Here is a 17,290-nt window from a genome sequence, read left to right on the forward strand (position 1 = left end):
CGCTGCGGATGAATGTATGGCCCATTGGTAAGCAGCAGCTTAACGGCGCGAAAAGGCTTTCGAATTTTGGATGCACCGCTTCGGGTCAGGCGGCGCGGCGCATGGCGGGATTGACCATGTAATCGGGATCGATGAGCAACAGGGTTTCGCTCTCATGCTCGAGCAGCGAGCGCCCGATTTCGCTCCAGCCTGCGGGCAGCTGGCTGGGAAGCGGCAGCGGCGCCGTGCGGATCGGCACGACGTCGAGCACGTCATCGACCAGCAGGCCATAGCTGCACCCGCCGATATTGACCACGATGGCGGGTTGACCGGGGATCAGTTCGGCAGGTTCGCCGGTGACGAAATACTGGCAGTCGATGAGCGTCAGCACCCGGCTGCGCAGCGCGAACAGGCCCGAGATGAACGGCGCGGCCGACGGCACCGGGACCGACTCGCGCACCTTGACGACGCTGTCGATCCGCTCGGACGGGAATGCGACCGTCTCGCCCGCGATGATGGCGATGAGAAAGAGGTCCTTCATGCGCTTTGCCTCTGCTGGCCCGCGATCAGGCGGCCCAGCAGGCCGGCGCGGTCATAGCGGTAGATGGTGTCCGCATCGGCGCTGGCGGAGGCCAGAGTATCGCTCAGGCGGATGACCTGACCGCCGACGGCGGACGGGGCGACGGGAAGGTCGCCGACGATGATGCTGATCGCGGCATCGCCGTCAATCGCATCGCCGGGCCGCGCCACGACCGGGTTATAGCCGGCCGCGGCCACAAGCGGTGCCAGAATGCTGCGCGTCCAGGCATCGTCCTCGCCGATCAGGCGGCAGACGGGCCGGTCGGTGGCGGGGGCCGCGCCCGGCAGCATGCTGAAGATCCAGTGCACGTCGAGCACCTCGAGCTGCAGATCGCCGATCAGCGCGACCCCGCCGATCAGGCCCGGCTGCGGCGCCGGTTCGACATGCGAGGGCAGCCGCACGATATCGATGACATCATCGACGGCATAAAGCGCATGAACGCGGCCATCGGTGAGGTGCAGCAACTTGGTGAAGGGGGCCTCGGGACGTGCCGAAAGGCCGATCACGGCACGGCTTTCGCCATCGATGCTCAGCCGCATCTGGCCTGCCGCCATGGCGAGCCGGGTGCTGTCGACATCCTCGACCCGCTCGACCGCGGCCAGCGCGATCAACCGCAACTCGCCGCTTAGTTCCTTGAACAACAAGGCCGAACCGCCGTCGATCTTCGGTGATGTGCCTTCCTCTTCCTCGAGGGCCTGCGCGGGCTTGGGCATTTCGTTCAGGCGGGCGCGATGCGCCAGACCCAGCGGGTCGAGCAGCAGCATCGGCCGCCCATTGTCGGGCAGGGTGGTGCCCGCGTAGAGGCCATCGGCCATGATGACGGGCGCGCCGGGACGGACCACAAGTTCCTCGTGGTCGATCACCGCCTCGACCGACAGCGCATAGCGCAGGTCCGATGCGGCGTTGACCGAAATGATCGTGCGGTGCCGCGCTTGCGGCTCCGGATCGACATCCAGTCCCAGCAGCGTTTCCAGCGCAACATAGGGCAGGCATTCGCCGCGAAGATAGGCAAGGTCGCAGCCACCGACCTGCTGGATGCGCACCTGGCTGTTGCTGTCGAACAGGATCTCGCGGATCGCCGATCGCGGCATCGCGAATTCCTGCCCACCGGCCCGCACCGTCAGACACGGAATGATCGTGAGCGTCAGCGGGACGCGCAGGATCACGCGAAGACCCCGGCCCGGCTGGTTTTCCAGATCGATCGAGCCGCCGATCCGCTCGATATTGGATCGGACGACGTCCATGCCTACGCCGCGCCCGGAAATGGCGCTGACATGGTCGGCGGTGGAAAGCCCAGGCGCGAAGATCAGTTCGAGCCGGGCGCGTTCGCTAAGGCCCGTGACTTCGGACGGATTGCGGATGCGCGCAGCCAGCGCGCGGGCAACGAGCTTTTCGGTATCGATTCCGCGGCCGTCATCGCTGATCTCGATCAGGATCTGGTTGCCCGACTGGCGCGCGGCAATGCTCAGCCGCCCGGTTTCGGGCTTGCCGACAATCCGCCGCGCGGCGGGCGTTTCGATGCCATGGTCGATCGCGTTGCGGATGATATGGGTGAGCGGGTCGCGGATCATCTCGATCATCTCGCGATCGAGCTCCACATTGCTGCCAGATGTGCGCAGATCGACCTGCTTGCCGAGGTCTGCGCACAGATCGCGCACCAGCCGGGGCAGCGGAGAAAAGATGCGCTCGATCCGCTGCATCCGCGTCTGGCCGATGGCGTCGCGCATGTCGGCGATGCAGGCGGAGAGGCGCTCGAAAGCGTTTTCCAGCGTGGTGCCGTTCTGCTCGTCGCGCAGGCAGCGGGCGACTTCGTTGCGCGCCAGCACCATGTCCGACACGCCGTTCATCAGATGATCGATCAGCTCCAGCGGAACGCGGATCGACCGAACAACCGCCTGCCTGCGCGCCTGGTCCGTTTCCGATGGCAAGGCGACGTCCTCGACGTCCGGATCGGGCATGGGCGGAGCGATGTCGCGGTTGAGCGCAGCAATCAGGTCGGCATCGGTGCTGTCGGGCAGCGCCTCGCCGGTTTCCATGACAACGATCAGCTCGCCGATCTGGTCGATCACCGCGAGCACCGCGTCGACCAGTTGCGCCGAGGCATCGCGCCGGCCATCGCGCACCTGTGCCAGCACGTCCTCTGCCGCGTGACTCAGCCGCTCGAAACGGGGAAGGTTGAGAAAGCCGCAGCTGCCTTTGACGGTGTGGACGAAGCGGAAGATCGCATCGAGCCGCTCGCTGTCGCGCGGGTTCTGCTCCCACAGCACCAGCTCGCTGGCAAGCGCGTCCAGCGTTTCGCGGGTCTCAGCAATAAATTCCTGAATTAGGTCGTCCATCGTCACCGTCCGCAAGCGCTGGCGGACGGTTTGCGCCGAATATGGTTAAGATCAGGTTGCGGTGCGACCCGGGCTCAAGGCTCAGACGCGCAGCATCGCGCCGATGACCAGCGATTCCGGCGCAGCGGCAAGCTGGATGGTGCCACCATGCGACCGGGCAATCCGCTCGATCATGAACGCGGGTGCGGTGCGCGGGCTCAGCACCGCGCCGCCGATATCGCCCTGCAAGGCTGCCACCAGCGATTCATCGATCACCACCTTGGGGCCGGTTGCGTTGACCGCGATTTCGCACGTGCCGTCCTGTTCTTCCGCCGCGATGATCAGTTGCCCGCCGCGCACCAGACCATCGAGCCCGATCAGCGCGAGGTTGAGGAGCACCTTGACCGCGGGCTTGGCGAGCATGGCGCTGGGCACGTGCCATTGCATCTCGACACGCGGCTTGTCGGCGACCAGGCCCTCGATCAGCTGGCGCGGCTCGCTGACATCGACCTTATCGCCAAAACCTCCCGCTGCGCCAAAGGCGAGGCGGAAGAACTTGAGCTTGTTAGCAGAGGCGCGTGCGCTGTCGCTCAGCAACTCGATGCATCGGGCGCGCATCTCCGGGTCGGTCTCGTCGGCGAGCAGTTCCAGGCCATTGTTCATCGCGCCGATCGGGCTGAGCAGGTCATGGCACAGTCGCGAGCACAACAGGCTGGCGAGTTCGGTTTCGTTCATGTCTGCGGTGCTGGGCATGGTGGGATGCTGGCCTTGTGGCGATAATCGGAAAGAAAAGGGCAAATAACGGGGCAATTCCGCTTGCGGTCGATGTGGCGAAAATGCCGCATGGGTTCAAGCCTTAATGCAGCATCGTGTAACGCGGACGTCCAACCGAGCCGGTCATGAGGCGGGCAGCAGGATTTCGACGGGATCAAACACGCCGTGCAGCGCCCCATGCGCTGAGGCTTGCCAGGCGGTGATCCCGTCGCCGGCAACGATCAGCCACAGTCGGTCGTCGCGCGCGGCATCGCTGGCGTCGCGCGGCGATGGCTCGGCGCGGCCATTGGGATGCGAATGATAATATCCCACAAGGCGTTTCCCGCCGCTGCGTGCTACCCGCTCGGCCGCGATCAGCGCTGCGGGATCGATTTCGAAGGTGCGCGCCGGATCATCAGCGACATTGGCGCAAGGCTGCGCCGCGTCGATCCGATCAGGTGAACCGAACAGCAGTCCGCAGCATTCGTGCGGGAATGCCGCTGCGGCCTCGGCCAGCAGCTGGTGGTGGAGCGCGCTTGAAAGCAGGACCGGCATCGGCCAGAGGATAGCGATGAATGACCGGCAATCCAGTACCAGTTCGGCAGGCGAGGTCAGGACCGGCACGATTCCCGAAAGCGCGGCAGGTCTGCGCATCGATGCGGGGCTGGCCCAGGCCGAACTCGACCTGTCGCGCGAGCGGATCAAGGCGCTGATCCTGGAAGGCGCGGTGACGCTGGGCGGCAGGATCGCCAACCGGCCATCTGTCAAGCTGGCCACGGGCATGGCCTATGCGATCGCGCTGCCGCAGGCCCAGCCGCTCGACGCCGAGGCGCAGGCCATCGCGCTCGACATCGTGTTCGAGGACGAGCATCTGCTGGTGGTCGACAAGCCTGCGGGGCTGGTGGTGCACCCGGCAGCGGGGCATGCCGATGGGACACTGGTCAATGCGCTGCTGCACCACTGCCGGGGCCAGCTTTCGGGCATCGGTGGTGTGGCGCGGCCAGGCATCGTCCATCGGATCGACAAGGATACCTCAGGGCTGCTCGTCGTCGCCAAGACCGATTCCGCGCATCTGGGTCTTGCCGCACAATTTGCCGAACATTCGATCAACCGGCGCTATGTCGCGGTCGTGCAGGGGCGGCCCAATCCGGCCAATGGTACGGTGCGCGGCAATATCGGCCGCAGCGACCATGACCGCAAGAAGATGGCGCTGGTGGGTGAGGGGAAGGGCAAGCATGCCGTCACCCACTATAGCACCGAGGAGCGGCTCAGGGACGCGACCCGGATCGAGTGCCGGCTGGAGACCGGGCGGACACACCAGGTGCGCGTGCACATGGCCAGCATCGGCCATGCGCTGCTCGGCGATCCGCTTTATTCCCGGCCACCAAAGCCGTTACGCGATCTGCTCAGGGCGGCGGATTTCCGGCGTCAGGCATTGCATGCCCAGCGGCTGGGCTTTATACATCCGGTGACTGGATCTGAATGCGACTTTTTTAGTCCGATTCCGGCCGACATGGCGGAACTTTTGGATAGATTGCGTGTTTAGGTTGCAAGTCGAAATGCGATCCCCATGACGGGCGCTCCATTGAGGCCCGCATAACGGATTGGCAGAAAGGGAAAAAATGAGCGAGATCCGTAGTGTCCCGGCCACCATCCCCGCCCTTGGCGGAGAGGCCAGCCTGAACCGTTACCTCACCGAAATCCGCAAATATCCCCTGCTCAAGCCCGAGCAGGAATATATGCTGGCCAAGCGCTATCAGGAACATCAGGATCCCGAGGCCGCTGCCCAGCTGGTTACCTCGCATCTGCGCCTCGTGGCGAAGATCGCGATGGGCTATCGCGGCTATGGCCTGCCGGTGAGCGAGCTGATTTCCGAAGGCAATATCGGTCTGATGCAGGGCGTGAAGAAATTCGAGCCCGATCGCGGCTTCCGCCTGGCCACCTATGCGATGTGGTGGATCAAGGCGTCGATCCAGGAATATATCCTGCGCAGCTGGAGCCTCGTGAAGATGGGCACCACCGCCGCGCAGAAAAAGCTGTTCTTCAACCTTCGCCGGATGAAGAACAACCTGCGCGCGTTCGAGGATGGCGATCTGCATCCCGACGATGTCAAGGCGATCGCGACCAAGCTGGGCGTGTCGGAGACCGAAGTCGTCAACATGAACCGCCGCATGGCGATGGGCGGCGATGCTTCGCTCAACGTTTCGGTGCGCGAGGATGGTGACGGTCAGTGGATGGATTGGCTGACCGACGATGCACCGTTGCAGGATGTTGCGGTCGCCGATGCGCAGGAGGCCGAAATTCGCCACAAGCTACTCGGCGAAGCGATGGAATCGCTCAATGAGCGCGAGCGGCACATTCTCAACGAGCGGCGTCTGGTCGATGACCCCAAGACGCTGGAAGAGCTGAGCCAGGTCTATAATGTTAGCCGCGAGCGCGTGCGCCAGATCGAGGTGCGCGCCTTCGAGAAGCTGCAAAAGGCGATGCACCGGCTTGTTTCCGACAAGCAGATGGCGCTGGCTGGCTGAACCTGATTGCCGGGGCCGCAATGCCCTGGTCACCTTATCCTGACGGGTCGCACCTACGGATAGAAGCGGGATGGCCCTGCCATCCCGCTTCACCTTTATCTGCAGCGGCAAAGGCGTGTTGCCCGGTCTTTTCGGTGCAAAAGCATCTTCCCCTTTCGGTCGCTTGGCATTAAGCGGGCGCTCATGGGACTATTGGCAAAAATCTTCACCTGGTGGGACGGGGCGACCGTCGGAACGCATCTGTTCAGCGCGCTGAACGGTGAGAAGGTCGGCGAAGACCATCAGGGCAACACCTATTTCCGCTCCAAGCCCAAAAAGGGCCAGAAGGAGCGCCGCTGGGTGCTGTACAAGGGCGCCAACGACGCGAGCCGCGTTCCGTCTGAATGGCACGGCTGGCTGCATCACAGCTATGATGCGATCCCCGAAAGCCATCTGCCGCCGCCGCGGATCTGGGAAAAGGACTATGTTCCCAACCTGACCGGCACGCCTTCCGCTTATCGCCCTGCCGGCGCGCTGGAACGTGGCGGCGTTCGCGCCGCTGCCACCGGCGATTATGAAGCGTGGACGCCTGAGGCGTGACGCGCGGGCGAATCCTCGCCATTCTCATCGTCGTCGCCGCGCTCGCAGGGGCAGGCGTCTATGGCTGGATGCAGTTCGGCGACCAGCTGTTCAGGTCCGGACAGCAGTCCGCCCCCAAGAAGGTTGCGCTTCGCCCCTCCACCCCGCCGCCGGTCCAGGCGGCTGCGGCAGGCGAGGCTACGCCCATGGCGCAGCGCGTCGCGACCATCGCGCTGCTCAACAAGCGCAACGGCGAAACCCGCGATCTGGAAATGAAGCCGGGCGAATCGCGCCGTGTCGGCAATGCGATCGTCCGCCTCTCGGCCTGCGAGCGCACCGCGCCCTGGGAACAGGTGCCCGAAACCGGCGCGTTCGTGCAGCTGCTGGTTCAGGAGCGCGCCACGCGCTCGTCCGATCCGGTGTGGAAGCGCGTGTTCTCTGGCTGGGTGTTCAAGGAATCGCCCTCGCTCAACGTCGTCGAGCACCCGATCTACGACGTCTGGGTCAAGAAGTGCGCGATGGAATATCCGGGTGAAGATGCGCCGGTCGAGGAAGCCGGTAAGGGCGGTTCGTCGGCTGCGCCAACCGCATCGGCTCCGGCCAGTGCCGAAAACCCCGCGACCAGCCCCGATTCGGCGCCAGGCCCGGCGACCCCCTCGACTGATACCGAATAAAGCCCCGGCATCACCGGATGCGGCCGTTGTACCCGCGGCGGCGCATAGGGCGAATCGCAGATCGCCTCGTTCAGCAGCTTGAGATACTCGCCCTGGGGCAGCTCGATCGCGCCCATCGAGGCGAGATGCGGGGTGATGAACTGGCAGTCGAGCAATGTCAGCCCGCCCTTGCGCATCGCCGCGACCAGCCAGGCGAGCGCGACCTTGCTGGCATCGGTCGCGCGGCTGAACATGCTCTCGCCGCAGAACGCGCGGCCGATCTCTACCCCGTAGAGCCCGCCGACCAGCTCGCCCTCGCGCCAGCATTCCACGCTGTGCGCGCGTCCCTGATTGTGCAGCGCGATGAAACTCGCCTCGATGGTGCGATTGATCCAGGTCTGCTCGCGGCCCTGGGCTGACTCGGCGCACATCGCGATGACCTTGGCAAAGGCGCGGTTGCAGGTGACAGTGAACCGGTCCTGTCGCACCGCCTTGCGCAGCGAGGTGGAAAAGCGGAAGCCGTCGAGCGGCAGGATTGCGCGCATTTCGGGCTCGACCCAGAAGACATCGACATCGTCGCGCGCATCGGCCATGGGGAAGATGCCGATGGCATAGGCCCGCATCAGCATGTTGAGATCGATGGTGACCGGACCGGGGGTGCCGTGCATCCTGCGAATCTAGGCTATCGCTGGCCAAGTTCAATCACCATATCCGCAGGGCTTTGCGATTGCCGGGCGATAGGCTAGAGCGCGGCACGATTTAATCAGGAGTGACCCCCATGCGTGCCGAAGGGCAGGCCCATATCGATAGCATCAACGCCGCGTTGGCGCTGGTCCGCAAGTTCCTGGACTGGGACCGCGCGTTGCGTCGCCTCGACGAGCTCAACGCGCGCGTCGAGGACCCGACGCTGTGGAACGATCCCAAATCGGCAGAAGAGGTGATGCGCGAGCGGCGGCGGCTGGAACAGGCGATCGGCACGGTCGACGAGATCAGCCAGGAAATGGCCGATGCGATCGAATTCGTCGAACTGGGCGAGGCCGAGGGCGATGACGAGACCGTGGCCGAGGGGCTGGCGACGCTGAAGGCGCTTTCCGAGCGCGCTGAGCGCGACAAGGTTCAGGCGCTGCTCGCGGGCGAGGCGGACAGCTACGACACCTATCTCGAAGTCCATGCCGGGGCCGGCGGCACCGAGAGCCAGGACTGGGCCGAGATGTTGCAGCGCATGTATTCGCGCTGGGCCGAGCGGCGCGGCTACAAGGTCGAGCTGGTCGATTATCACGCGGGCGAACAGGCGGGCATCAAGTCCGCGACGCTGCTCATCAAGGGCGAGAATGCCTATGGCTGGGCCAAGACCGAAAGCGGCGTGCACCGGCTGGTGCGCATCTCGCCCTATGACAGCTCGGCGCGGCGGCATACCAGCTTCTCGAGCGTCTGGGTCTATCCGGTGATCGACGACAGCTTCGAGATCGACATCAAGGAGAGCGATCTCAAGATCGACACCTATCGCGCCTCGGGTGCGGGCGGTCAGCACGTCAACACCACCGACTCCGCGGTGCGCATCACGCACATTCCCTCGGGCATCATCGTCGCCAGCCAGAATGACCGGTCGCAGCACAAGAACCGCGCCACCGCGATGAACATGCTCAAGGCGCGGATGTACGAGGCGGAAATGCAGAAGCGCGAGGCCGAGGCTTCGGGCGAATATGCCGCCAAGACCGAGATCGGCTGGGGGCACCAGATCCGCTCGTACGTGCTCCAGCCCTATCAGCTGGTCAAGGACCTGCGCACCGGCGTGACCTCGACCTCGCCGGGCGACGTGCTCGACGGTGCGATCGATCCGTTCATGGCGGCCGCACTGTCGCAGAAGGTCACCGGCGAGAAAGTCGATGTCGAAGATGTCGACTGACCGTCCGGGTCGGTTTGCGTGGTTGCTGCTGGCAACGGCGGTGCTCGCCGCCTGTCAGCCGGCCGCCAGCGACGAAAGCGACCGACCCGAGACCGCGCGTACCTTCCCGCGCGCCGATCGCCCGGTGGCGGGCGTGGTCAGCAACGAATTCTCGAACGAGGAAGCCCGCGACGACCGCAACGAGGCGACCAAGGTCATGGACCTGGCCGGGATCACGCCGGGCATGACCGTGGCCGATATCGGCGCGGGCAACGGCTATTATACCGTGCGCCTAGCCGAGCGCGTGGGAGCTGAGGGCCGCGTGCTGGCGCAGGATATCGACGATGCGGCGCTCAAGCGGCTGGGCATGCGCGTCGAGCGCGAGCGGCTCGACAATGTCTCGATCAAGCCCGGCGATATCGACGATCCGCGCCTGCCCGAGAACAGCTTCGACCGCATCTTCATGGTCCATATGTATCATGAGGTGACCGAACCCTATGCGTTCATCTGGCGGTTGCGGCCGGCGCTCAAAAAGGGCGGGCAGGTGATCGTGGTCGACGTCGACCGACCGACCAACCGGCACGGCATTCCGCCCAAGCTCTTGTTCTGCGAGTTCGAGGCGGTGGGCTACAAGTTGGTCGAGTTCATCGAAAAGCCCGACATCGCGGGTTATTTCGCGCGGTTCGAAGCGGTTGGCCCGGCACTGGAGCCGGGCAGGATCAGGGGTTGCGATCAGCCCGGGTCTTGAGAGGTAACCGGCAGCGGCATTCATCGGTTTTTCATTGGTCTTTTTGTGCGCAGCATGCCTATACCGGCATGGGGCAAAGTGGGAGCGGATACGTGTTCAAGGGTTTGAAGCCGATCATCTATGGCGGACGCGAGGTCTGGCCGTTGATCGAGGGCGGCAAGGGGGTTTCCGCCACCAATCACGCCAGTTCGGGCGCCTGGGCCGCAGCGGGCGGCATTGGTACGGTGTCGGCGGTCAATGCCGACAGCTATGACGAAAACGGCAATGTCATCCCGCAGATATATCACGGACGCACCCGCGCCGAACGGCACCAGGAGCTGATCCGCTACGGCATCGAGGGCGGTGTCGCGCAGGTCAAGCGCGCGTTCGAGATCGCCGGCGGCCAGGGCGCGATCAACATCAACGTGCTGTGGGAAATGGGCGGCGCGCAGCAGATCCTGCACGGCATCCTCGAGCGCACGCGCGGCATGGTCGCGGGCGTCACCTGCGGTGCGGGCATGCCCTACAAGCTGTCCGAGATCGCTGCGCAGTATAACGTCAACTACCTGCCGATCATCAGCTCGGCCCGGGCCTTCCGTGCGCTGTGGAAGCGCGCCTATCACAAGGTCAGCGAGCTGATGGCTGCGGTGGTCTATGAGGACCCCTGGCTTGCGGGAGGGCATAACGGCCTTTCCAATGCCGAAGATCCGCGCCAGCCGCAGGACCCCTATCCGCGCGTCAAGGCGCTGCGCGACACGATGCGCGCCGAAGGCATTTCGGACGATGTCCCGATCATCATGGCGGGCGGCGTATGGTATCTGCGCGACTGGGAGCACTGGATCGACAATCCCGAACTCGGCCAGATCGCGTTCCAGTACGGCACCCGTCCGCTGCTGACGCAGGAAAGCCCGATCCCGCAGAAGTGGAAGGACGAGCTGACCAAGATCCAGGAAGGCGATGTGCTGCTGCAGCGGTTCAGCCCGACCGGCTTTTACTCGAGCGCGGTGCGCAACCCGTTCCTCAAGTCGCTCGAGGCCCGGTCCGAACGGCAGATTCCGTTCTCCACCGAAATGGCGGGCGAACATACCGCACAGCTCGATTGTGGAGTGAAGGGCAAGAATTTCTGGGTGGCGCCTGCTGATCTTGATCGCGCGCGCCGCTGGGATGCACAAGGCTTTACCACCGCGCTCAAGACGCCGGACAACACGCTGATCTTCGTCACTCCGCACGAACGCGCCGAAATCCGCAAGGACCAGACCGATTGCATGGGCTGTCTGTCGCATTGCGCGTTCTCGTCGTGGAAGGACCATGATAACAACTCGACCGGTTATCTCGCCGATCCGCGCAGCTTCTGCATCCAGAAGGCGCTGCAGAACATCGCGCATGGCGACGACCCGGACAAGAACCTGATGTTCGCAGGGCACGCCGCCTATAATTTCGGCACCGATCCGTTCTATTCGAACGGCTTCGTGCCAACGGTGAAGCAGTTGGTCGATCGCATCCTGACCGGCGACTGACCGCGACCAGCCCCGCATCGCTGCCTGACAGAACTGGGCATTGACGCGGGCTCTTTTCTCCCGCATCCCGTTGTTAACCGGACGATTAACACGGGGTGTGGAGATGGATTTCAGCCTTTCGGACGAGCAGGTCGCGCTGCGCGAGACGGTGCGGCGGTTCGCGCAGGCCGAGCTGGTGCCGCTGGCCGCCGAGCTGGAGCGCGACAACCGCCCGGTCCCGCGCGACATGGTGCGCCGCTATGCCGAAATGGGCCTGCTGGGCATCAACACGCCCGAAGCGCTGGGTGGTCTGGGGCTCACCAATCTGGACGCACTGATCGTGCTGGAAGAGCTGGCCAAGGTTAGTTCCGCCGTCGCGTTTCCCGTATTCGAAGCCTGTGTCGGACCCGTTCGGGCGATCCAGCATTTCGCTCCCGATGCGCTGAAGCAGCGGATCGTGCCGCAGGTCTGCGCGGGCGAGATGATCGTCGCCGTATCGATGTCCGAACCGGCGGCGGGCACCGCGCTCACCGACCTCTCCACGCGCGGCGTGATCGCCGATGGCAAGGTGACCATCAACGGCACCAAGCGCTGGTGCTCAGGCGGTGGGCATTCGGACGCCTATCTGGTCTATACCCGCCTTTCCGACGCGCCGGGCGCCAAGGGCATCGGCGCGGTGCTGGTGGAAAAGGGCACGCCCGGCCTCAGCTTCGGCCAACCCGAGACGCTGATGGGCTTTCGCGGCGTGCCCTCGGCCGATCTGATGTTCGACGATTGCGTCGTGCCCGAAGGGAATATCGTCGTCCCGGCAGGCGGTTTTGCCAAGCTGATGGAGGCGTTCGACCTGGAGCGTTGCGGCAATGCTACCATGGCGCTGGGCCAGGCCTCGGGTGCGCTGGAGGACGTGCTTGGCTATGTCCAGGACCGGCAGCAGTTCGGCAAGCCGCTGGTCGATTTCCAGGCGGTGCAGATGAAGCTCGCTGAAATGCAGATCGAGGTCGAGGCGGCCAGGTTGCTGATCTGGCGCGCGGCGGCCAATTCGGACCAGGGTCTGCCCTCGATCCTCGACAGCTCATCGGCCAAGTGCTTTGCCAACCAGATCGCGCGCTCGGTCACCGGCAATGCCGTCCAGCTGATGGGCGGCTATGGCTATTCCACCCAATATCCCATGGAACGCCGCATGCGCGACGCCTGGGGCTGGGGCATTGCCGGAGGTGCTATCGATATCCAGAAGGTCAATATCGCCAGCGCGATGGTGGGTCGTCGCTTCGACCAAAGGCGATGATGCGATGAGCCCTGGCCTGCCGGCCTCAGCCGAAACGCGACTTGGCCTTGCGCAGCAGGCGCGCCCAGTGCTTGCGGTCACGGTCGCGCAGCTTGGTATCGTCAGCGCGTGCCTGCAGCACGTTCAGGATATCATCGCCATAGCGCTTGAACATATTGTCCAGGTCGCGCGCGTCCTTGCTGCGCTGTTCAGCGCTCTCAAAAAGTCCCAGTATCATAAAGCCCCCAACGGGAACGGATGCGACTCGTCGTGCGAAACCGAAACACCCCTTCCGGCGCGGCGGACATTAGCTCCACAATGGTGTTATTCGCAACGGGCAAGTCGGACCGAAATGGCGCATTTCCGAGGATTTGGTCCCAATTTTGAACGATTTTACGACCTATGTGCCCCTAAAGTGACAGGCGAAATGACAGTAATCAGCAAGGAGGAATGCCCAAGTGGCTGAAGCAATCTGGACGATAGGCGATGTTGCGGCGACCGGGCCGCTTGCAGGGGTGCGCGTGCTGGACATGTCGAGCGTGGTCATGGGTCCGCTGGCGACGATGATGCTGGCCGATATGGGCGCGAACGTGATCAAGGTCGAGAACAAGGGCGGCACCCATGCCGGCGACATGATGCGCTATGCCGGATCGTCGCCGACCGGCGATCTGGGGCCGATCTTCATGGCGCTCAACCGCAACAAGAAATCGGTGACGATCGATGGGCGCGAAGAACTGGGCAAGGCACAGCTCGAGACGCTGCTGCGCGAGGCGGACGTGTTTTTCCACAATGTTCGCATGGCGGGGATGGCGCGGCTCGGGCTCGATTATGAATCGGTCAAGGCGATCAACCCGAACATCATCTACATCCATTGCTGCGGCTATGGCGCCGATGGCCCCTATGGCAAGCGCCAGGCCTATGACGATCTGGTCCAGGCGGCATCGGGCTGGGCCGATCTCTATGCCAAGCGGTCGGACGGTCCGCCGAGTTACACCCCGTCGCTGGTCGCGGACAAGACGGTGGGGCTGTTCGCCACGATCGCGACGCTCGCTGCGGTGGTGCACCGTCAGCGTACGGGCGAGGGGCAGTTCGTGTCGGTCCCGATGTTCGAATGCTTCACCTTCTTCAACATGGTGGAGAACCTGTACGGCCAGACTTTCCCCGGCGATGGCAAGTTCGGCTATACCCGGTCGATCAACCCGCGGCGCAGGCCCTATCCGACCAAGGACGGCTTCATCGCCATCGTCCCCTATGTCGACCGGCAATGGGCACGGTTCTTCGAGATCGGGGGGCGACCGGGCGTGTTCGAAGATCCGCGCTTTTCAACCTATGAGGAGCGCACCAAGCATACAGGCGACCTCTATGCGATCATCGAGGAAGTCGCCGCGACAAAGACCACCGACGAATGGGTCGAACTGCTCGACAAGGAAGACATTCCGGCAATGCGGTTCAACCCGATCGAGAAGGTGCCTGACGATCCGCATCTCAAGGCCACCGGCTTCTTCATGGACATGGCAGCGCCGCATATCGGGCCCTATCGCACGCTGCGTCATCCGATCGCGTTCACCGGCAGCCCGGCCAATCAGCGGCTGGCCCCGCAGAGCATCGGCGCGCAGAATAGCGAGCTGCCGAGCGCGGCAAATGATGGGTAAGGAGAGGGGCCCCCGGCGTCAGCGCTGACGCGGATAGGACGGGCTATACGCATCAAGCACCCGCAGGAAGCGCGGCGTTTCCTGCGTGGTGCCCACCGGCTTGCGGGCGAGCTTGGGATTGATCTGGCGATCGAAGGCGACGCCGAATTTCTCGCTGCGCACCCAGGCAATCTGCCCGCGAACATGGCCGATATTGCGCAGTTCGACGACGATGCGCTGGCCCTGGGTCACCTCGAGCTCGGATTCGACCATCATGCCGCCGCTGGAAAGATTGCGCACCTTGACCTTGTGGCGCTCGCCGCTGTCTTCCAGCGTGAGTTCGGCGAGCAGGAACAAGCTGTCTCTCGCACGGCTCTCCTGAACATCGAGAGATTTCGGGCTGACAGGCATATTCATCGGTCTGGCTTCCAGCGTGGCAAGAGAGGCAGTTCCCCCCAATATGGAGGGAAGTGATGCACGCCTCTCTTATAGCGCCAAGAGTGTCGCCAATTGGTTAACCGGTGGCTGCCAGGGCGGGCCGGACGTCAGTCGTCGCGAGAGATTTTCTCACGGCGTTCATGCGCTTCCTGCGCCTCGACCGTCATCGTCGCGATGGGGCGGGCGACCAGTCGGCCCAGACCGATCGGCTCGCCTGTGACCTCGCAATAGCCATATTCGCCCTCGTCGATCCGGCGCAGCGCGGAATCGATCTTGGCGATGAGCTTGCGCTGCCGGTCGCGGGTGCGCAGTTCGATGCCCCAGTCGGTCTCGCTCGACGCGCGATCGTTAAGATCGGGCTCGCGCATCGGGCCGTCCTGCAGCTGCTGCAGCGTGTCCTTGGACGCGGCCAGGATGGACCGCTTCCATTCCTGCAAAAGCGTACGGAAATATTCCAGCTGGCGCGGGGACATGTATTCCTCGTCGGGCGATGGAAAATAATCGCCCGCGATGTTCCTGCGCGCCTTGGCCAGCACATCGATGTCATCGATAGCCGTGGAGATGGACGCCATTGAATGCTCCCGGTGGTGTTTGCAGCACCGCCGCTCCGCGCCCAGATCAGGCACGTCCCGTCGGCCTTTGGTTGCAGCGGCCTATAGCCACCGGCTTGGGGCCATACAAGCGGCAAAAACCTTAGAATCAGGGACTAATCGACGCTTTTTCGGACACATCGGTGCAGGCCGTACCGTCAATCCCAAATCCGGCCCTGCCAGGCGCCGTGGTAGATAGCATCGGTTAATTTTGTCCGGTTTTTCGGTTTCAAATCGGGACAGCAGGCCCACTGTGCCCGGCAATGCCGCAGATTTTTGTCGCGCAGCTTGTCAAATCAAGGTTAACACCATTGAGATTAACGCTTTGTTCTGGCTTGCATTGCATATCGGGACGCTGACCCCGGCCCTGGTTCTTGCTCCACGGGCCCCGGAATGGCCCCAGGTCTGAGAGAGAAAACACAATGTCTGTACGGATGGCCTTGGCAAAACTGTGTGCCTGCACTTGCGGCGGAGCGATCATCGGTGGTGGCGCTGTCCATGTCGCCGACACCCCGCCTGCCCAGGTCAAGCAGTATCGCCAGACGAAGACGACCAAGCCGATTCGCGGTCGCCAGATTGCCAAGGCACCGGTCCGCAAGGTCAAGCGCGCGCGCCGCATGGTTGCCCGCACCCCGGTCCAGGCCACGCCGCAGGTCGTGACCGTGACGACGCAGCAGGCGCCGATCCCGCTGCCGCTGCCGGCCTATCCGCAGCAGGATTCGGGCGGCTTCTCGGGCGGCGGTGGCGGTTTCCCCGTGGTCGTCGGTGGCGGCCTCGGCGGTTTCGGCGGTGGCTTTGGCGGCGGTTTCTTCGGCGGCTTCTTTGGTGGCGGCGGCGGTGGCGGCGGCAGCGTCGTGATCTCGTCGACCGGATCGACCAGCACTTCGACCGGCGGCTTCACCAGCACCGGCGGATCGACCAGCACCTCGACCGGTGGTTTCACCAGCACGGGCGGATCGACCAGCACCTCGTCGGGCAACATCTCGACGGGTGGTATCTCGACCTCGACCGGCGGCGTTTCGACTTCCACGGGCGGCGTCTCGACCTCGACCGGTGGCGTTTCGACCTCGACGGGCGGCGTCAGCACGTCCTCGGGCAACGTTTCCTCGTCTTCGGGCAATGTCAGCTCGTCCAGCTCCTCGTCGTCCTCTTCCTCGTCGAGCTCTTCCTCTTCCAGTTCCTCCTCGTCGAGTTCGTCCTCTTCGGGCGGCGACAAGCCCGGCTATCCCGGCAAGCCCGGTCACCCGGGCAAGCCTGGCGGTTCGAGCGGCTCTTCCGGCTCGAGCGGTTCTTCGGGCTCGTCGGGTTCGTCTGGCTCGAGCGGTTCCTCGGGTTCCAGCGGCTCGTCCTCGTCGTCGTCGAGCAGCTCTTCCAGCTCGTCGACCAGCAGCGGTTCTTCGGGTTCGAGCGGTTCGACAGGGTCCACCGGATCGTCGGGTTCGACTGGATCGAGCGGTTCGACCGGGTCCTCGGGCTCGAGCGGTTCGAGCGGTTCGTCCTCGTCGTCCAGCAGCTCGACCTCGTCCAGCACCTCGTCGGGCGCCACATCGAGCAGCACCTCGTCGAGCTTTGGCGGCACCAGCACCTCGACCGGATCGAGCGGCAGCACCGGCTCCTCGGGTTCGTCGAGCTCCAGTTCGTCGTCTTCGTCTTCCTCCTCGTCGAGCACCTCTTCGGGTTCGAGCGGTGGTCCGCCGCCGCCCGATGGCGGCACCGATGTGCCCGCGCCGCCGGCCATCCTGCTCTTCGGTGCAGGTGCGGTTGCACTGGCAGCGCGTCGCCGCTTCGCCAAGCGCAAGGAAGACGCAAAGCGCAACGCGGCCTGATCGGCCCGGCAGCGACCGTCACCGCTGCCCGCCATCGACCGTTAGCGGAAAGGGCGATCCCAACCGG

Annotated in this window: 18 protein-coding genes and 1 pseudogene; 9 read left to right on the top strand and 10 right to left on the bottom strand. The window is 64.3% G+C overall.

The window, feature by feature from the left end; translation table 11 throughout:
- Positions 1-85: 85 nt before the first annotated feature.
- The 4 genes from FG486_RS10800 to FG486_RS10815 form a co-directional block, all read right to left on the bottom strand.
- Positions 86-520, bottom strand: coding sequence for a chemotaxis protein CheW (locus tag FG486_RS10800; protein WP_066278332.1), 435 nt, complete (start codon positions 518-520; stop codon positions 86-88).
- Complete coding sequence (locus FG486_RS10805; protein ID WP_181267494.1) at positions 517-2,895, bottom strand: chemotaxis protein CheA; 2,379 nt, start codon at positions 2,893-2,895, stop codon at positions 517-519. The genes FG486_RS10800 and FG486_RS10805 overlap by 4 nt, the downstream gene beginning before the upstream one ends.
- Positions 2,896-2,976: 81 nt before the next feature.
- A complete protein-coding gene (locus FG486_RS10810) occupies positions 2,977-3,627 on the bottom strand; it encodes a histidine phosphotransferase family protein (protein ID WP_181267495.1) in 651 nt (216 codons plus the stop codon).
- A 144-nt stretch (positions 3,628-3,771) separates the two neighbouring features.
- Positions 3,772-4,182, bottom strand: coding sequence for a M67 family metallopeptidase (locus FG486_RS10815; protein ID WP_181267496.1), 411 nt, complete (start codon positions 4,180-4,182; stop codon positions 3,772-3,774).
- A gap of 16 nt (positions 4,183-4,198) precedes the next feature.
- Between FG486_RS10815 and FG486_RS10820 the strand changes: the two genes are divergently transcribed.
- The 4 genes and pseudogenes from FG486_RS10820 to FG486_RS18180 form a co-directional block, all read left to right on the top strand.
- Positions 4,199-5,173, top strand: a complete 975-nt coding sequence (locus FG486_RS10820; RefSeq protein WP_181267497.1) for an RluA family pseudouridine synthase — start codon at positions 4,199-4,201, stop codon at positions 5,171-5,173.
- A 76-nt stretch (positions 5,174-5,249) separates the two neighbouring features.
- The gene (rpoH, locus tag FG486_RS10825) at positions 5,250-6,155 is read left to right on the top strand and encodes an RNA polymerase sigma factor RpoH (protein ID WP_181267498.1); all 906 of its coding nucleotides are present in this window, start codon (positions 5,250-5,252) and stop codon (positions 6,153-6,155) included.
- Positions 6,156-6,338: 183 nt separating this feature from the next.
- Positions 6,339-6,734 carry an NADH:ubiquinone oxidoreductase subunit NDUFA12 gene (locus tag FG486_RS10830; protein ID WP_023836434.1) on the top strand — a complete coding sequence of 132 codons (396 nt, stop codon included), beginning with the start codon at positions 6,339-6,341 and terminating at the stop codon, positions 6,732-6,734.
- A gap of 251 nt (positions 6,735-6,985) precedes the next feature.
- Positions 6,986-7,168: pseudogene (locus FG486_RS18180) on the top strand (DUF2155 domain-containing protein); the annotation flags it as partial.
- A gap of 35 nt (positions 7,169-7,203) precedes the next feature.
- Here FG486_RS18180 and aat read toward each other — a convergent pair.
- Positions 7,204-8,034 (bottom strand): leucyl/phenylalanyl-tRNA--protein transferase, encoded by an 831-nt coding sequence (aat, locus tag FG486_RS10840; protein WP_181267499.1) that lies wholly within the window; start codon positions 8,032-8,034, stop codon positions 7,204-7,206.
- A 110-nt stretch (positions 8,035-8,144) separates the two neighbouring features.
- Between aat and prfB the strand changes: the two genes are divergently transcribed.
- The 4 genes from prfB (at position 8,145) to FG486_RS10860 (ending at position 12,759) form a co-directional block, all read left to right on the top strand.
- A complete protein-coding gene (prfB, locus tag FG486_RS10845; protein WP_181267500.1) occupies positions 8,145-9,272 on the top strand; it encodes a peptide chain release factor 2 in 1,128 nt (375 codons plus the stop codon).
- Positions 9,262-9,999, top strand: a complete 738-nt coding sequence (locus FG486_RS10850) for a class I SAM-dependent methyltransferase (protein WP_181267501.1) — start codon at positions 9,262-9,264, stop codon at positions 9,997-9,999. The genes prfB and FG486_RS10850 overlap by 11 nt, the downstream gene beginning before the upstream one ends.
- Before the next feature lie 92 nt (positions 10,000-10,091).
- Positions 10,092-11,495: a nitronate monooxygenase gene (locus FG486_RS10855; protein ID WP_181267502.1), complete on the top strand. Its 1,404-nt coding sequence runs from the start codon at positions 10,092-10,094 to the stop codon at positions 11,493-11,495.
- Positions 11,496-11,598: 103 nt separating this feature from the next.
- Entirely contained in the window at positions 11,599-12,759 is a 1,161-nt protein-coding gene (locus FG486_RS10860; protein ID WP_181267503.1) for an acyl-CoA dehydrogenase family protein, read from the top strand.
- Between the two features lie 25 nt (positions 12,760-12,784).
- Here FG486_RS10860 and FG486_RS10865 read toward each other — a convergent pair whose 3' ends face one another.
- Positions 12,785-12,976, bottom strand: coding sequence for a hypothetical protein (locus tag FG486_RS10865; protein ID WP_060977153.1), 192 nt, complete (start codon positions 12,974-12,976; stop codon positions 12,785-12,787).
- Positions 12,977-13,196: 220 nt separating this feature from the next.
- Between FG486_RS10865 and FG486_RS10870 the strand changes: the two genes are divergently transcribed.
- Positions 13,197-14,390: a CaiB/BaiF CoA transferase family protein gene (locus FG486_RS10870; RefSeq protein ID WP_181267504.1), complete on the top strand. Its 1,194-nt coding sequence runs from the start codon at positions 13,197-13,199 to the stop codon at positions 14,388-14,390.
- 18 nt (positions 14,391-14,408) lie between these two features.
- Here FG486_RS10870 and FG486_RS10875 read toward each other — a convergent pair whose 3' ends face one another.
- The 4 genes from FG486_RS10875 to FG486_RS10890 all read right to left on the bottom strand — a co-directional run bounded on the left by FG486_RS10875 (position 14,409) and on the right by FG486_RS10890 (position 17,135).
- The gene (locus FG486_RS10875) at positions 14,409-14,786 is read right to left on the bottom strand and encodes a PilZ domain-containing protein (RefSeq protein WP_231750060.1); all 378 of its coding nucleotides are present in this window, start codon (positions 14,784-14,786) and stop codon (positions 14,409-14,411) included.
- A gap of 128 nt (positions 14,787-14,914) precedes the next feature.
- Positions 14,915-15,379 (bottom strand): RNA polymerase-binding protein DksA, encoded by a 465-nt coding sequence (dksA, locus tag FG486_RS10880; RefSeq protein ID WP_171007712.1) that lies wholly within the window; start codon positions 15,377-15,379, stop codon positions 14,915-14,917.
- 721 nt (positions 15,380-16,100) lie between these two features.
- Positions 16,101-16,613 (bottom strand): ribosomal eL19 family protein, encoded by a 513-nt coding sequence (locus tag FG486_RS10885; protein WP_181267505.1) that lies wholly within the window; start codon positions 16,611-16,613, stop codon positions 16,101-16,103.
- A 24-nt stretch (positions 16,614-16,637) separates the two neighbouring features.
- The gene (locus FG486_RS10890; RefSeq protein WP_181267506.1) at positions 16,638-17,135 is read right to left on the bottom strand and encodes a hypothetical protein; all 498 of its coding nucleotides are present in this window, start codon (positions 17,133-17,135) and stop codon (positions 16,638-16,640) included.
- Positions 17,136-17,290 lie beyond the last annotated feature (155 nt).

Origin of the sequence: Blastomonas ursincola (assembly GCF_013607875.1) — a bacterium.
Taxonomy (GTDB): Bacteria; Pseudomonadota; Alphaproteobacteria; order Sphingomonadales; family Sphingomonadaceae; genus Blastomonas; species Blastomonas ursincola.

What these genes read in the sequence shown, in the direction of transcription:
- prfB (WP_181267500.1), top strand. Translation starts at nt 8,145, where the DNA reads ATGCGTGCCGAAGGGCAGGCCCATATCGATAGCATCAACGCCGCGTTG.
- FG486_RS10815 (WP_181267496.1), bottom strand. Translation starts at nt 4,182, where the DNA reads ATGCCGGTCCTGCTTTCAAGCGCGCTCCACCACCAGCTGCTGGCCGAG.
- FG486_RS10850 (WP_181267501.1), top strand. Translation starts at nt 9,262, where the DNA reads ATGTCGACTGACCGTCCGGGTCGGTTTGCGTGGTTGCTGCTGGCAACG.
- aat (WP_181267499.1), bottom strand. Translation starts at nt 8,034, where the DNA reads ATGCACGGCACCCCCGGTCCGGTCACCATCGATCTCAACATGCTGATG.
- FG486_RS10860 (WP_181267503.1), top strand. Translation starts at nt 11,599, where the DNA reads ATGGATTTCAGCCTTTCGGACGAGCAGGTCGCGCTGCGCGAGACGGTG.
- FG486_RS10865 (WP_060977153.1), bottom strand. Translation starts at nt 12,976, where the DNA reads ATGATACTGGGACTTTTTGAGAGCGCTGAACAGCGCAGCAAGGACGCG.
- FG486_RS10800 (WP_066278332.1), bottom strand. Translation starts at nt 520, where the DNA reads ATGAAGGACCTCTTTCTCATCGCCATCATCGCGGGCGAGACGGTCGCA.
- FG486_RS10820 (WP_181267497.1), top strand. Translation starts at nt 4,199, where the DNA reads ATGAATGACCGGCAATCCAGTACCAGTTCGGCAGGCGAGGTCAGGACC.
- FG486_RS10805 (WP_181267494.1), bottom strand. Translation starts at nt 2,895, where the DNA reads ATGGACGACCTAATTCAGGAATTTATTGCTGAGACCCGCGAAACGCTG.
- FG486_RS10810 (WP_181267495.1), bottom strand. Translation starts at nt 3,627, where the DNA reads ATGCCCAGCACCGCAGACATGAACGAAACCGAACTCGCCAGCCTGTTG.
- dksA (WP_171007712.1), bottom strand. Translation starts at nt 15,379, where the DNA reads ATGGCGTCCATCTCCACGGCTATCGATGACATCGATGTGCTGGCCAAG.
- FG486_RS10830 (WP_023836434.1), top strand. Translation starts at nt 6,339, where the DNA reads ATGGGACTATTGGCAAAAATCTTCACCTGGTGGGACGGGGCGACCGTC.
- FG486_RS10890 (WP_181267506.1), bottom strand. Translation starts at nt 17,135, where the DNA reads ATGGCCGGCGGCGCGGGCACATCGGTGCCGCCATCGGGCGGCGGCGGA.
- rpoH (WP_181267498.1), top strand. Translation starts at nt 5,250, where the DNA reads ATGAGCGAGATCCGTAGTGTCCCGGCCACCATCCCCGCCCTTGGCGGA.
- FG486_RS10875 (WP_231750060.1), bottom strand. Translation starts at nt 14,786, where the DNA reads ATGAATATGCCTGTCAGCCCGAAATCTCTCGATGTTCAGGAGAGCCGT.